The 14375-nt window shown below is 40.9% G+C and carries 13 protein-coding genes; 11 read left to right on the forward strand and 2 right to left on the reverse strand.

The window, feature by feature from the left end:
* Window positions 1-24: 24 nt before the first annotated feature.
* The 3 genes from dnaN to gyrB are packed head-to-tail and all read left to right on the forward strand — an operon-like array spanning window position 25 to window position 4705.
* Window positions 25-1131 (forward strand): DNA polymerase III subunit beta, encoded by a 1107-nt coding sequence (gene dnaN / locus C200_RS07555; protein ID WP_016209341.1) that lies wholly within the window; start codon window positions 25-27, stop codon window positions 1129-1131.
* Between the two features lie 34 nt (window positions 1132-1165).
* A complete protein-coding gene (gene recF / locus C200_RS07560; protein ID WP_016209338.1) occupies window positions 1166-2263 on the forward strand; it encodes a DNA replication/repair protein RecF in 1098 nt (365 codons plus the stop codon).
* Between the two features lie 30 nt (window positions 2264-2293).
* Entirely contained in the window at window positions 2294-4705 is a 2412-nt protein-coding gene (gyrB, locus tag C200_RS07565) for a DNA topoisomerase (ATP-hydrolyzing) subunit B (protein WP_032126521.1), read from the forward strand.
* A 31-nt stretch (window positions 4706-4736) separates the two neighbouring features.
* On the opposite strand, the gene bioA is transcribed toward gyrB, so the two are convergent.
* Together bioA and C200_RS07575 are read right to left on the reverse strand one after the other, a co-directional pair.
* On the reverse strand, window positions 4737-6050 hold the full coding sequence (bioA, locus tag C200_RS07570) for an adenosylmethionine--8-amino-7-oxononanoate transaminase (protein ID WP_016209360.1): 1314 nt from the start codon (window positions 6048-6050) through the stop codon (window positions 4737-4739).
* 115 nt (window positions 6051-6165) lie between these two features.
* Window positions 6166-6363, reverse strand: a complete 198-nt coding sequence (locus C200_RS07575) for a hypothetical protein (protein ID WP_016209330.1) — start codon at window positions 6361-6363, stop codon at window positions 6166-6168.
* Window positions 6364-6674: 311 nt separating this feature from the next.
* Here C200_RS07575 and C200_RS07580 point away from each other — a divergent pair, with 311 nt between their 5' ends.
* From C200_RS07580 to mraY, 8 genes are all read left to right on the forward strand, one after another.
* The gene (locus C200_RS07580; RefSeq protein ID WP_032126522.1) at window positions 6675-6983 is read left to right on the forward strand and encodes a YcgL domain-containing protein; all 309 of its coding nucleotides are present in this window, start codon (window positions 6675-6677) and stop codon (window positions 6981-6983) included.
* 5 nt (window positions 6984-6988) lie between these two features.
* Complete coding sequence (locus tag C200_RS07585; protein ID WP_016209358.1) at window positions 6989-7444, forward strand: YcgN family cysteine cluster protein; 456 nt, start codon at window positions 6989-6991, stop codon at window positions 7442-7444.
* 67 nt (window positions 7445-7511) lie between these two features.
* Complete coding sequence (rsmH, locus tag C200_RS07590; RefSeq protein ID WP_016209357.1) at window positions 7512-8441, forward strand: 16S rRNA (cytosine(1402)-N(4))-methyltransferase RsmH; 930 nt, start codon at window positions 7512-7514, stop codon at window positions 8439-8441.
* Between the two features lie 5 nt (window positions 8442-8446).
* The gene (gene ftsL, locus C200_RS07595; protein WP_051307306.1) at window positions 8447-8767 is read left to right on the forward strand and encodes a cell division protein FtsL; all 321 of its coding nucleotides are present in this window, start codon (window positions 8447-8449) and stop codon (window positions 8765-8767) included.
* Window positions 8767-10491 carry a peptidoglycan D,D-transpeptidase FtsI family protein gene (locus tag C200_RS07600; RefSeq protein ID WP_016209317.1) on the forward strand — a complete coding sequence of 575 codons (1725 nt, stop codon included), beginning with the start codon at window positions 8767-8769 and terminating at the stop codon, window positions 10489-10491. Before ftsL ends, C200_RS07600 begins: the two co-directional genes overlap by 1 nt.
* Complete coding sequence (locus C200_RS07605) at window positions 10448-11980, forward strand: UDP-N-acetylmuramoyl-L-alanyl-D-glutamate--2,6-diaminopimelate ligase (protein ID WP_016209327.1); 1533 nt, start codon at window positions 10448-10450, stop codon at window positions 11978-11980. The genes C200_RS07600 and C200_RS07605 overlap by 44 nt, the downstream gene beginning before the upstream one ends.
* Window positions 11946-13340: a UDP-N-acetylmuramoyl-tripeptide--D-alanyl-D-alanine ligase gene (locus C200_RS07610; RefSeq protein ID WP_016209347.1), complete on the forward strand. Its 1395-nt coding sequence runs from the start codon at window positions 11946-11948 to the stop codon at window positions 13338-13340. Before C200_RS07605 ends, C200_RS07610 begins: the two co-directional genes overlap by 35 nt.
* Entirely contained in the window at window positions 13334-14374 is a 1041-nt protein-coding gene (gene mraY / locus C200_RS07615) for a phospho-N-acetylmuramoyl-pentapeptide-transferase (RefSeq protein ID WP_032126523.1), read from the forward strand. The genes C200_RS07610 and mraY overlap by 7 nt, the downstream gene beginning before the upstream one ends.
* Window position 14375: the final 1 nt, after the last annotated feature.

Consider the following 14375-nt stretch of genomic DNA (forward strand, 5'->3'; position numbering starts at 1 on the left):
AAAATAAAATAATCGGGGAAAATTATGAAATTTACGGTACAGCGGGATGCCTTATTAAAGCCTTTACAAATGTTAGCAGGTGTTGTCGAGCGACGTCATACTTTGCCTATATTAAGCCATATTTTATTTGATATTCAGGCGGATCGTTTACAGTTAACTGCGAGTGATTTAGAGATAGAGTTAATTGCTTGTGTGCAGGCTGGCTTTCGTGGTGGTGATGAGCTGGGCCAATTTACGTTGCCGGCAAAAAAAGTAGTCGATATTGTCAAAAATATTGCTGAGGATATATTAATTGAATTTCATGTTGAAGGTGAACGAGTGACATTAAGCGCAGAACGTAGTCGTTTTAGCTTATCATCATTGGCCGCTCATGAGTTCCCTGTGCTTGACTCAGTCAGTCATGGGACGGGTTTGGCTTTGAGTCAGGAAAACTTAAAGTATTTATTTGAGCGTGTCGCTTTTTCTATGGCTCAGCAGGATGTTCGTCATTATCTAAATGGTATGTTGCTTGAGGCAGACAATAATATTTTGCGAGCTGTGGCGACGGATGGGCACCGAATTGCCTTAGCATCTGTGCCTATGAGTGTTCAAGTATCTGATAAAAAACAAGTTATTTTGCCACGCAAGGGGGTGCAGGAACTTGCTCGTTTATTAAACTTGCAGAGCGAGATTGAGTTGACTCTGACAGAAAATCATTTACGCGTATTTACAGACGAATTTACTTTCTCATCTAAATTAATTGAAGGAAAATTTCCAGACTATCGTCGAGTGATTCCTGAAAGTAATGATCAACTCGTATTGGTTGATCGAGATGCATTAAAGCAAGCTCTTGTTCGGGTGGTGATTTTATCTAATGAAAAATACCGCGGTGTACGCATGGAATTAAGTACGAATACACTAAAAATGGGTGCGAATAACCCAGAGCAAGAAGAGGCTGAAGATTATCTTGAAGTTAGTTACGAGGGGAGACCTTTAGAAATTGGCTTTAATGCATCGTATTTGCAAGATATTCTCAGCGTGTTAAGTCCAGGGCCAGTGCGCTTGTTACTCAAGGATGCGACTGCAAGTGTACTTATTCAAGAATCAGCTGATGCTGATGCCTGCTATGTTGTTATGCCAATGCGTCTTTAGTTAAACTATATTTTAACAAGATGAGTATTAGCGGGTGATTATTAAAGGGCTGCAAGTTGATAATTTTAGAAATTTAAGCCCTGTTAATATTAGTTTATCTTCTTCATTTAATTATTTATTTGGTCAAAATGGCAGTGGTAAGTCAAATTTTTTAGAAGCGATTGGTTTGTTTGGCTTAGGCCGTTCCTTTCGTTCTTCAGGTTGGCGCCAGATGTTGCAAAGCGAACAGAGGTTTTATCGTCTTCAAGCCAATTGTGGTGATCAGGAAATAAGTCATCAGAGTTTGATTTATCGTGAACAGGGCATGAAACGCCAGCAGTTTTATTGGCAAGGTGAAAAGCTTGCTTCAAGTGCTGACTTTGTTTGTTATTTTCCTGTGCAGGTGATACACCCTGAAAGTGGTGGCTTAATTACAGATGGGCCATCGATACGGCGTCGCTATTTAGATTGGGGAGTGTTTCACGTGAAACGTGAACCTTTTTCTGAGGCTTGGCAGCGTTATAACCAAGCTTTACAACAGAGAAATAGCTTAATTAAATCTGGAAAAAAAAGGAAAGAATTATTTTTTTTTGATGAATTTGTCTGCCAATATGCTGAGATTGTTAATAAAGAAAGAAAACATTATTTTTTAGCTCTCAAAACATCCTGTTTAGCAATATTAGCGTTGTTTTTTGAAAATTGGGCGTTTGATTTAGAATATTATGCTGGTTGGGATGAAAATAAGAGTTTAAAGGAACAGTTAGCGGCGAGTTTGGACAGTGACTTGCGGCGGGGTTATACCTATGTAGGATTACAGCGTGCTGATATTCGTTTGCGTACCCAAGGGCAAGATGTTGCGAAAATATTATCGCGCGGGCAGCAAAAGCTACTGGTCTATGCATTGAGATTAGCACAAGGGCAGACCTTACTGAATCTTACCGGGCGACAAGTGATTTATTTGTTTGATGACCTGGTGGCAGAATTAGATCAAGATAATTTATTGCGCGTATTAAGTTTATTATGTGATTTAGGTGGGCAAGTGTTTATTACTGGGATTGAAAAAAAATCGCCGATTGCAGCGTATATTCAGGATAAACATCTCGACTTAAAACAGTTTCACGTGGAACACGGATCTATTAAAGAAGTGGTATAATGACCCAATGCTTAGATTGAGGGGATACAAATGACTGAGAATACATACGACTCGTCAAATATTAAAGTGCTAAGAGGGTTGGATGCGGTGCGTAAGCGTCCAGGAATGTATATTGGCGATACGGATGATGGAACTGGCTTGCACCATATGGTCTTTGAGGTGGTGGATAACTCCATTGATGAGGCGTTGGCAGGGTATTGCTCTACCGTTGAGGTGGTTATCCATTCGGACGAGTCGATCACTGTACGTGATGATGGTCGAGGTATTCCTGTTGATATTCATCCAGAAGAGGGGCGCTCAGCTGCAGAAGTGATTATGACCGTGTTACACGCGGGTGGTAAATTTGATAGTAGTTCATATAAAGTCTCTGGTGGCTTGCATGGTGTTGGGATCTCTGTTGTTAATGCCTTATCTGATCAGTTAAAGCTAACGATTTATAAAAATGGCAAGGTTTATCAACAAAACTATGTGGTTGGCGAGCCACAAGAACCACTTAGTGTCATTGGTGAGAGTAAACGCCAAGGGACGGAGATTCGCTTTCATCCAAGCCCTGCGACCTTTACTAATATTGAGTTTCACTATGAGATTTTGGCAAAGCGTTTAAGAGAGTTATCTTTTTTAAATTCAGGAGTGAAAATTACATTATTTGATGAGAGGTCGGATAAAAAAGATGCGTTTTTCTATGAAGGTGGGATTAAAGCCTTTGTTGAGCACTTAAGTCGTAATAAAACGCCAATTCATAATGAAGTCATTTGTTTTGATGGTGAAAAAAATGAGGTTCAGGTCTCTGCGGCTTTACAGTGGAATGAGTCCTATCAAGAGAATATTTTTTGTTTTACTAATAATATTCCTCAACGTGATGGTGGCTCGCATTTAGCTGGGTTACGTGCGGCATTAACGAGAACATTAAATCAATATATCGAAGCGGAAGGGTTTGCTAAGAAAGCTAAAATCAATGCAACCGGTGATGATGCACGTGAGGGACTAGTTGTGGTGTTATCGGTGAAGATTCCAGATCCAAAGTTCTCATCACAAACTAAAGAGAAGTTAGTCTCTTCTGAAGTAAAACCCATTGTTGAAAGCTTGATAACAGAAAAGCTTAAAGAGTTTTTATCTGAACAGCCGCAAGAGGCGAAAGCGATTGTCGGCAAAATTATTGATGCGGCGCGCGCGCGTGAGGCAGCGCGTAAAGCTCGGGAGATGACACGCCGGAAGGGGGCGCTGGATATTGCCGGACTGCCGGGTAAGTTAGCTGACTGTCAGGAAAAAGATCCCGCACAGTCTGAATTGTATCTTGTTGAGGGAGATTCTGCTGGTGGCTCGGCGAAACAGGGACGAGATCGTCGCACGCAAGCTATTTTGCCATTAAAGGGTAAAATTTTAAATGTTGAAAAAGCACGTTTTGACAAGATGATTTCTTCTGCAGAAGTTGGCACGCTGATTACAGCCTTAGGTTGTGGTATTCGCAATGATGATTATAATCCGGATAAAACGCGTTATCATCGCATTATTATTATGACCGATGCGGATGTTGACGGTTCTCATATTAGAACATTGCTGTTAACTTTTTTCTATCGACAAATGCCAGAATTGATTGACCGTGGTTATTTATATATCGCTCAACCTCCTCTTTATAAAGTAAAAAAAGGCAAGCAAGAATACTATGTAAAAGATGATGCAGCTCTATCTGATTATTTAACTCAGATTGCCTTGGAAAATGCACAGTTATTTGTGCATAAAGATGCGTCAGCGATCACTGGGGGACAACTGGCAAACTTAGTTCAACAATATAAAAAAGGTGCAGAGATTATTCAGCGTTTGTCTAAGCGTTATCCTGCGATCTTCTTGCAAGCTCTGGTTGATTTGCCTGCGCTTACAGACGTTTTATTTGCCGATCAGGCATATATTGCTACGTGGACTCAGCAATTGCAAGACTGGTTACAATCACATGAAAGTCAGGTGGAGTTTAAAGTCGGCTATCGTCAAAGCGTCGATGATGCGGCAGCGGTACTTGATATTTGTCAGACGTTGCATGGTGTTGATACCCATTATTTGATTCGTGCCGATTTCTTTACTTCGAAAGAGTATGGTGTGCTGACGCAGCTCGGCGGTGCTTTACAGGGACTATTAGAGACTGGTGCATTTATTCAGCGTGGTGAGCGTGTGCACTTTGTCAGTCGCTTTAATCAAGTGATTGATTGGTTGATGAGTGAGGCTAAACGTGGTCAAAATATTCAGCGTTATAAGGGCCTGGGTGAAATGAATCCAGATCAGTTATGGGAAACGACAATGAACAGCGAAACACGGCGTATGCTTCAGGTGATCATTGAAGATGCTGTGGCTGCTGATGAGCTGTTTACAACCTTGATGGGCGACCATGTCGAGCCACGCCGTGAGTTTATTGAGACAAATGCACTGCAAGTGTCTAATATCGATGTTTAATTAATACCGTTAAATTAAAAAAACTATATAACTATAAAATCGTTTCAATGGCTAAGGCAGTGATTGAAGCGATTTTTTTTAACTCGGCTTTTGTGATGGTTAAGGGGGGCAGCCAATACAAGCTATTGCCTAATGGTCTTAATAGGGCTCCGTGTTGAATTGCCTGTTGATAAATCAAATAACCCCAGCGTGTTTTATCATTATTGGGCACGACTAGATCTGCGGCTGCAATCATGCCGATATTGCGCAGATTTTTCAGCTTACCGGTTTGCTCGGCAATATTTTTAAGTAATTGATACATATATTGGCCTTTTTCTTGGATCTCTTGATAAAAGCCAGGGGCATTTAAAAGTTCTTGAGTAGCAAGCGCAACCGCTGCGGCTAAGGCATTGCCTGAGTGGGTATGTGAATGCATAAAGGCTTTGCCAGTTTCATAATCATCATAGAACAGCTGATAGATGTTATTGCTGGTCAGTACAGCACTCATCGGCAAATAACCACCAGTTAAACCTTTAGATAAACAAATAAAATCAGGAGTAATACCTGCATGCTGGCAGGCGAGAGGGTGGCCAGTGCGGCCTAAGCCGGTCATGATCTCATCGGCAATCAGATGAATGTCATGCGTTTTGCACCAATGGGCTAGGCGTTTTAGAAAGTCGGCACTGTAAACTAGCATCCCGCCTGCCCCTTGGGCGATCGGCTCTACGAGGATAGCGGTTAATTGGTGCTTGATATGATCTAACTGAGCTTGAGTAGACGGCCAATGCATAGCGCTATCATGCCATAACGGATCATTCGGACCACTGACATAAGGGACGTCAATAAAGGTGATGTTATTTAGACAGGCAGATTGATAAGGGGCTTTATAAAGGCCTAGATCACTGACAGACAAGGTTGCGAGGGTTTCACCATGGTAGCCATTTTTCAGCGCTGCAAAGTATTTTTGTTCGGTTTGGCCAGTAATTACGCGACTGTGTAAGCTCATTTTCATAGCAATTTCAACAGCACAGGAACCGTCGCTGGCATACATGACCTTGTCGAGGCCAGGTTGTAGTTTTGCCAAAGTTTCTGAAAGCGCTACGATAGTATGGTTGGTGGTATTGGCAAGAATCACATGCTCGAATTTCTCAAGTTGTTGCTTGAGCGCCTGTGTTAAGTAAGGATGGTTGTGGCCAAAAGATTTGCACCACCAGCTTGAAATAACGTCTATTATTTTTCTACCATCAGCCAGGGTTAAATAGCAGCCTTGCGCCTTGATGACTTCAAGAGGGGAGAAGGTTTCATAGTCCTTCATTTGTGAGCAGGGATGCCAGATATGTTTTAAATCACGTGTGACTAAAGACATAATACAGTAACTCGTTTTTATCTATCTTTATTATACTTTCATAAAGCTAGACTGTAGAGTGGTGCATCATGCCTGTCAAACTTTGCTGGGTTTAGAGGTTGACAGCAGTTAATTATCAATTGTTGCTCAAGATAAAGCCATTGTCTATTACTAAGCCTTCGAGGTGTAATATTTTTTTGCAACTGATTGAATAATCAGTGTGTTGCTTATTTTTATTAAAGTGGCTGTAGTTATTCGCTTGAACTTGAACTTGAGCTTGAGCTGTTGCTTGAGAGGTTGTATGAAGTTTCGAGTGTTTGCTGGCAGCATTCATGCCGGTATCCTTGTTGATGTATCACATAGGAATTAAAATATAACTTACTTTAAAGGCGATGTGAATCTTTTTATAATGCTGCAAAGCATGAGCAAATTATCTTGTTAATCTGTTATTAATGTTGATAGTTGATTTAATAAAATTAATTTTAGTTTTAAATTAATTATTAACTTTATTATTAGCCTTATAATGGGCTGCTAGGCCCTGCTGTTTCGCCTTATAGGAGTAGCTATCACTGTGTTATTAAAGTTCAGTGCAGTGATCAGCAATTGATGATATTATGGCTCGTTTGTGAAAAGTGAGTGGGCGGTATGGAAATTAAGTGTTCAATTTTTAAAAGTTTGCGTCATCATGAGATGTATTTGTATATCAAAGAGGGTGAATGCTTTGATAATTTACCTCAAGAGTTGATTCGTCGCTTTGGCCAGAGTGAACATGTGATGAATTTATTGCTTAATGAACAACGTCAGTTGGCGCGTGAGAACATATTGGATGTGATGGAAACTATTGAAAAGCATGGATTTTACCTGCAAATACCACCCACATTAAGCGATTGCGTTGCCAGAACAATTGAACGCATTGAGCTCGCTGAGACGACCTTAAATAAAAGTGAAGATTAAGTTCAGTGAATATAAAGAAAAAGAATAAGTTTTGGCAAGAAAAAAGCCTTGCAGAGATGAGCCCGCAAGAATGGGAAGCTTTATGTGATCGCTGTGGTCGCTGCTGTTTAAATAAGTTAGAAGATATCGATGATGGCCAATTTTATTATACAGATGTGGCTTGTGCTTTATTTGATAAGAGTACACATGGATGCAAAGACTATCAAAATCGCCAAGTGAAAGTGCCGGGTTGTGTGAAATTAAGTCGAGATAATATTTATAAAATTAAATGGTTACCTAGTACTTGTGCCTATCGATTGTTATTGGAGAAAAAGCCATTACCTGCTTGGCATCCGTTACTTTCTGGAACATATCAAAGTGTTATCCGTGCAGGCATTGCTGTAGGAGATCGAGTTTATTGTGAGCGTGATATTTTAGAGCAGGACTTAGAAGAGCATGTTATTGATTGGGTAACGACTTAAAATATAACTAATTATAAAATAATCCAGAGATTAATTAGGCAAATAGAGAGAAGATAAAGGGTAAATCATGTCGACTATGCATCAGTCTGTTTTGTTGCAAGAATCTATCGCTGCATTGGCGATCAATCAAAATGGAATTTATATCGATGGTACCTTTGGTCGCGGGGGACATGCAAGTGGAATTTTGTGTAGTTTAGGACCTGGAGGGACGGTTTTAGCTTTTGATAAAGATCCAGAGGCAATTGCTGTTGCGGGAGAGCGTTTTGGTGATGACGCACGCTTTTCTATTGTGCATGACTCTTTTGCCATGATGGCGGATGAGGTGGCAAAACGTCATTGGCGTGGTCAAGTTGACGGGGTGTTATTGGATTTAGGTGTTTCTTCACCTCAGCTTGATGATGATGCGCGCGGCTTTAGTTTTATGCGCGAGGGGCCGTTGGATATGCGTATGAACCCGGCGGTTGGTGTGTCGGCCAGTGAGTGGTTGATGGCGGTTGATGAAAGTGAGTTGGTTCAGGTGTTGTTTGATTATGGTGAAGAGCGTTATGCGCGAAGAATTGCAAAAGCGATTTGCCAAGCGTGTCGTTATGGGCCAATCCAGACAACTAAGCAATTGGCTGAACTTGTTGCTAAAGCACACCCACGCTGGGAAAAAAATAAGCATCCGGCAACGCGGACGTTTCAGGCGATTCGTATTAAAATTAACAATGAATTAGGTGACTTGCATGCTGTGTTAAAGGCAAGTTTAACCGTGTTAAAGCCAGGTGGGCGCTTGGTGGTGATTAGCTTCCACTCATTAGAGGATCGTATTGTGAAGAAGTTTATGCGTAAAGAAGCGCGTGGTGATGATTTTCCTCCTGGAGTACCGGTGACCACAGATATGTTAAACCCCCACTTAAAAATAGTGACGAAGGCAATTAAGCCGTCTAAGCTAGAAGTAGAGACTAATGTTCGCGCACGTAGTGCTGTGCTAAGAGTTGCGGAGTGTTTGGGGTAGGGAAAATGAACCGATTGATTGATTGGAATGTGCTCGGCATTATTCGTGAAACATTTTGTCGGCGTACCGCCTGGATTATAGTGTTGCTTGCACTCCTGAATTTTTTTAGTGCTTTGATGGTTGTGTATGTGCGTGATGAGGGACGTGTTTTATTTGTCCATTTACAAACATTAATGAAAGAGCAAAACTCACTCTATACTGAGTGGACACAATTATTACTTGAAGAAAGTACGTGGCGATCGTATGGGAGAATAGAAACAGAAGCGAAGGACAAGTTGGGTATGATTCAACCGGATTCTCCTCAGTTACTTACTTTGCCCTCTTGATGGTTAACTTAAAGGCGCGTTGGCAGAAAAAATATTTTAATTGGCGTTTATATGGACTTTTTTGTGTCTTAGCTATTTTAATCATTATTTTTTGTGTGCGTGCTTTTTATTTGCAGGTGATGCAGCATGATTTTTTGCATGCGCAAAGTCAAGTACGCTCAACAAAAAACATCGTGTTGCCTGCTGTTAGAGGAAGTATTTTTGATCGTTATGGTGAGCCGTTAGCAATTTCTGCCCCAGTTTATTCTATTTTTATTAATCCACAAAAATTTATTTTATCTGATGATGTAGAAAAAAAAATAATTAATTTATTAAATTTAGATATTAAAAAAATAAGAAATCGTTTAAAAAAATATAAAAATAGACAGTTTATGTATTTAAAGCGATCTGTGTTGCCATTAATGGCGATGAAGGTGAAATCGTTAGCAATTCCGGGTATGTATGTTGGTAAATATTATCAGCGTTTTTATCCTGATGGTTCGATGCTAGGTCCACTGGTTGGGTTAACTGATATAGATGAGCAAGGACAAGAAGGCGTGGAGCTGGCTTATAATGATTGGTTGGTTGGAGTGAGTCAGAAAAGAAATATTCGTCATGATCGTCGCGGTGGTATTATTGATATATTAGCTGAAGAGCTAGGTAGCCCTTATGGTAAGGGTTTATCTCTTAGCATAGATCGACGTATTCAGCATATTTCTCACATGGCGCTGATTGAAGCAATTTATAATTATAAAGCACGCTCAGGTTCGATAGTTGTTTTAGATGCAAAAAATAGTGAAATATTGGCAATTGCAAATTACCCTTCTTTTAATCCAAATAATCGCAGTGACTTAATCCCTGAGTTAATACGTAATCGAGCCGTGACGGATGTATTTGAGCCTGGATCAGTGATCAAGCCATTTACGCTCGCCTATGCATTATCATCTGGACAATACCATAAAGATGACATTATTAATACGTCACCTGGTTGGTTGCGTATTGATGGGCGTAAAATACATGATGTTAGAAATTATGGTCAATTGACGGTGCGAGATATTTTAAAAAAATCGAGTAATGTGGGTATTGCAAAAATGATGATGCAGCTTCCGGCAGTAGAATTTAAGTACTTTCTTGCTCGATTTGGCTTTGGTGAAGTTAGTTTTAGTGGGTTACCTGGTGAGCGTTCGGGTGCAATTAGTACAGAAGGAAGACTGACAGCAGCGAAAGCGGCCTCTTTAGGATTTGGTTACGGCTTGGCGGTAACAACGTTACAGCTTGCACAGGCGTATGCTGTCTTAGCTGCAGAAGGGGTGCGCTATCCTTTGAGTGTGGTTGCAGGCGGAGTAAAAGCACATGGGCAGCGCGTATTGGATGCGCAAACAGCGGCTGAAGTTATGAATATGCTAGAAACGGTGGTGAGCCCAGCAGGGACTGGACATCGTGCTATGGTTCAGGGCTTTCGTGTTGCAGGCAAAACGGGGACGGTGCGTATGGTGACCGATGGTGATTATGATCTTGATCGCTATACTGCACTTTTTGCTGGAATTGTTCCCGCCGATCAGCCAGAATTAGTGGTTGTTGTTGTTATCCATGATCCGCGAGGGGAGCAATATTATGGTGGAGAAGTTGCCGCTCCAGTATTTGCAAAAATCGCTAAGCGGTCATTACATGTATTAAATGTGGAGCCAAATAATAAAACTCATGGACATTCTAGCAATAAAAAAAGCCATCAATCACTTTCATAGTCATGCTACTAATAATATCAATAGAATTATTAATGTTGACTATGAAAAAATCACAGGCATTACCGATGATAGTCGCTGTGTTGTGCCTGGCGCTATTTTTTGTGCTTATCCTGGTGAAAATAGTGATGGTCGTCGCTATATAGCGCAGGCCTGTGAGCGTGGTGCTGTGCTGATTCTTTATGAAAAAAAAGCGGCCGCAGTATTTAATATCGACACAAAAAAACAGCGGACCCCGGCAATCGCCGTTGTAAATTTACGTGATTATATCAGTGAATTTTCTGGTTTTTGTTATAGTTGTCCATCATATCAGCTATCTATATTAGGGATCACTGGGACGAATGGCAAAACCTCAGTGTCTTATTTATATGCTCAGCTTTTAAGTCAGCTTGATCAGCGTGTCGCATTAATAGGAACAACGGGTACGGGAATCTATGGTTGTTTGCAAGCGAGTATTAATACCACGCCAGCTGCGATTGCTTTACAACAGTTACTTGATCAGTTTTATCAACAACAAGTGACAGACGTTGCGATGGAGGTTTCATCACATAGCTTAGTGCAGGGGCGAGCCCGGGCCATTGCTATGGAAACGGTGATTTATACTAATTTAACGCAAGATCACCTCGATTATCATGGCACAATGCAAAATTATGCTGCGGCAAAAACCAGGCTCGTTTATCAGCCAGGGTTAAAAAATTTAATTATTAATAACGATGATTATTTTTGCCAAGGGCTCAGAAAAAATGCGCCTAAGCATCTTAATATTATCAGTTATGGGTTAAGTCAAAGCGCAGATATAAGATTAATTAATCCATTATTTAGTAAAACAGGGCTGAGCGGTGAGTTAGTCACGCCATGGGGTCAATATCATTTAAAAGCCCCTTTGCTTGGCGAATTTAATGCATTTAATTTATTAGCAGTGATCGCTGCGTTAGGTGTAAAAGGTATATCGATAGCAAAGATATTGCCTTTATTAGAACATATCAGCCCGCCGAAAGGCCGTTTACAGACATTTTATTATCAACAGGCGCTGATTGTTGTTGATTATGCGCACACCCCGGACGCATTAGAGCAAGTGCTTATTACCTTAAAAAAGATTACAACCGGTCGGTTAATTTGTTTGTTTGGCTGTGGTGGCGATCGTGATCGAGAAAAAAGGCCCTTGATGGGAAAAATTGCTGAGAAAATGGCTGATCAACTGATTTTAACCAGCGATAATCCGCGTAATGAAAGTCCTCTTAGTATTATTGATGAGGTTTGCAGCGGGTTATTTTTACCAGAACAAGTAACTATTATTACTGAACGCAAACAAGCAATTGAGGCGGCTATCGCCGCATTAAAAAATGGTGATGTATTGGTTATTGCCGGAAAAGGCCATGAAGATTATCAAGAAATCTTAGGCCAACGTCATTATTTTTCAGATATTGATCTAGTTGAAGATAAAGTGAGACAAAGCGATGAAGACATTACGGCAGCTGGCAAAAGCGATTAATGCAAAGTACTTTGGTGACGATGTTGCTATACAGGCGATTACCCATGATACACGGGATTTAAATGTTGGAGATATTTATATTTCCCTAAAGGGTGATCGTTTAGACGGGCATGATTTTGTTGGTGAAGCGCTGGCTAAGGGTGCTGTGGCGGTCATTATCAGTCAAGTGCCTGCTGAGCTAGAAAAACAGCGATTGCCTTATCTATTGGTTGAAGACACAACACGGGCTTTAGGTCAGTTGGCAAAAGTATGGCGTCAGCAATTTAGTACAAAGATTGTGGCGATTACAGGTAGTGCAGGAAAAACAACAACACGAAATATTCTGTATGCTATTTTAAGTCGCGCTGGAAAAACGCTATTACCTGTTAAAAATTATAATAATCATTGGGGAGTTCCTTTAACTTTACTGCGTTTGCGTGCTGATGATGATTATGCCGTATTAGAGTTAGGGGCAAATCATGCAGGAGAAATTGCTTATACTGTTGAGTTGGTGCAGCCTGAGGTTGCGGTATTAACAAATGCAGGAGCGAGTCATTTAGCTGGCTTTGGTTCGCTTGAAGGCGTGGCAATGGCAAAGTCTGAAATTTTTCAAGAATTTAATAAAGGTCAGGGTGTTGCAATCTTAAATAAAGAAGATCACTTTTATAATTTTTGGAACAATAAATTAAAAAATATTGATCAGCTAAGCTTTTGCTCTATTGAGAGTCAAGGTGCAGATGTGTATGCGACTAATATTCAAATGACAGATCAAGGAAGCTCATTTACACTGCATATTTTGAAAGAAAGTATGACGGTAACTTTGCCGTTATTGGGGCGAAATAATATTAACAATGCATTGGCAGCAGCAGCGGCGGCGGTTGCACTAAAGGTTAATCAAGAAGATATTATCAAAGGCTTAGCTACGGTAGCGCCTGAGTCAGGTCGATTGTGTTTATTGCCAGCTGTAGCGGGTGCACGTTTGATTGATGATACTTATAATGCCAGCGTCAATGCGATGCTAAGTGCTTTAGAGGTGTTATCGACGTTCTCTGGTAAACGTGTTGCGGTGTTGGGAGATATGGGAGAGTTAGGCGTGGATGAAATTGCTTATCATCAGCAAGTGGGTGAGGCAGCGAAAAATCTGGGGATTGACAATTTATATGTTGTGGGTGAAAAAATGCAATCTGCTGTACATGCTTTTGGTGAATATGCTCAGCACTTTACTACTAAAAAAGCACTCGTTAGCCAATTAATAACAGAATTAAATACAAACCGTTTGGCCTGTGGTGAGCTGACTATTTTGGTGAAAGGATCACGGGCGATGCGCATGGAAGAGGTGATTGAGGAATTGCAACATCACAATGAGGGTGCTTTATGTTAGCTGGAATATGTACGGACTTGATTTGGCGCTCATTTTTTGCGCTGATGACCGCTTTGCTCATTATCTTAGTTATTGCGCCTGGGTGTATTCGCAGGCTACAGCGTTATAAATTAGGGCAGGTTGTGCGTGATGATGGGCCGCAGTCGCATTTAAGTAAAACAGGCACGCCGACGATGGGGGGCGTGTTAATTTTATTTGCTGTGCTGGTAAGTTGTTTACTCTGGGGGGATTGGCACAGTCAGTATTTATGGCTTGCCTTAACCGTTATGCTGGGGTTTGGCTGTATTGGTTTAGTCGATGATGCACGTAAACTTATTTTTAAAAATCCCAAAGGACTGGCTGCACGTTGGAAGTATTTTTGGCAGTCAGTCATTGGTTTAGTTGCGGCGACAGTTGTCGTCGTGATGTTACATGAGCAGGTTTTATGGGTGCCTTTTTTAAAAGGTGTTGGTATTAATTTAGGCTTAGGTGCCATTTTACTGGCTTATTTTGCCATTGTCGGGTCAAGTAATGCCGTTAATTTAACCGATGGACTCGATGGTTTAGCAGCATTGTGTGTGGTGATTGTTGCCGGTGCTTTTGCTGTGATTGCAGTGGCTGGCCAACAGGCTGAATGGGCCGTGTACTTTGGCTTGCCTTATCTTCCAGGTGGTCGTGAAATTACTGTATTTTGTTTGGCAATTGTCGGTGCTGGTATTGGTTTTTTATGGTTTAATATCTACCCGGCACGGGTGTTTATGGGAGATGTGGGCTCTTTGGCATTGGGAGCAGCTTTAGGTGTAGTCGCGGTACTGTTACAGCAAGAATTACTATTAATTATTATGGGTGGAATTTTTGTTGCTGAAACTATTTCTGTGATTTTACAGGTTGGGTATTTTAAATATTCTGGTGGTAAACGTATTTTTTTAATGGCGCCGTTACACCATCATTTTGAGAAGAAAGGCTGGCCAGAAACCCAAGTGATGCTAAGGTTTAGTTTAATTACATTGGTGCTGGTCTTTATTGGTTTAGCGAGTGTGTTTTTAAGAGGTTAAT

It is taken from the genome of Piscirickettsia salmonis LF-89 = ATCC VR-1361 (genome assembly GCF_000297215.2).
GTDB lineage: Bacteria > Pseudomonadota > Gammaproteobacteria > Piscirickettsiales > Piscirickettsiaceae > Piscirickettsia > Piscirickettsia salmonis.

Coding starts and splice junctions, on each gene's coding strand:
- dnaN (WP_016209341.1), top strand. CDS start 25: ATGAAATTTACGGTACAGCGGGATGCCTTATTAAAGCCTTTACAAATG.
- gyrB (WP_032126521.1), top strand. CDS start 2,294: ATGACTGAGAATACATACGACTCGTCAAATATTAAAGTGCTAAGAGGG.
- bioA (WP_016209360.1), bottom strand. CDS start 6,050: ATGTCTTTAGTCACACGTGATTTAAAACATATCTGGCATCCCTGCTCA.
- C200_RS07575 (WP_016209330.1), bottom strand. CDS start 6,363: ATGAATGCTGCCAGCAAACACTCGAAACTTCATACAACCTCTCAAGCA.
- C200_RS07580 (WP_032126522.1), top strand. CDS start 6,675: ATGGAAATTAAGTGTTCAATTTTTAAAAGTTTGCGTCATCATGAGATG.
- rsmH (WP_016209357.1), top strand. CDS start 7,512: ATGTCGACTATGCATCAGTCTGTTTTGTTGCAAGAATCTATCGCTGCA.
- ftsL (WP_051307306.1), top strand. CDS start 8,447: ATGAACCGATTGATTGATTGGAATGTGCTCGGCATTATTCGTGAAACA.
- C200_RS07600 (WP_016209317.1), top strand. CDS start 8,767: ATGGTTAACTTAAAGGCGCGTTGGCAGAAAAAATATTTTAATTGGCGT.
- C200_RS07605 (WP_016209327.1), top strand. CDS start 10,448: ATGGACATTCTAGCAATAAAAAAAGCCATCAATCACTTTCATAGTCAT.
- C200_RS07610 (WP_016209347.1), top strand. CDS start 11,946: ATGAAGACATTACGGCAGCTGGCAAAAGCGATTAATGCAAAGTACTTT.
- mraY (WP_032126523.1), top strand. CDS start 13,334: ATGTTAGCTGGAATATGTACGGACTTGATTTGGCGCTCATTTTTTGCG.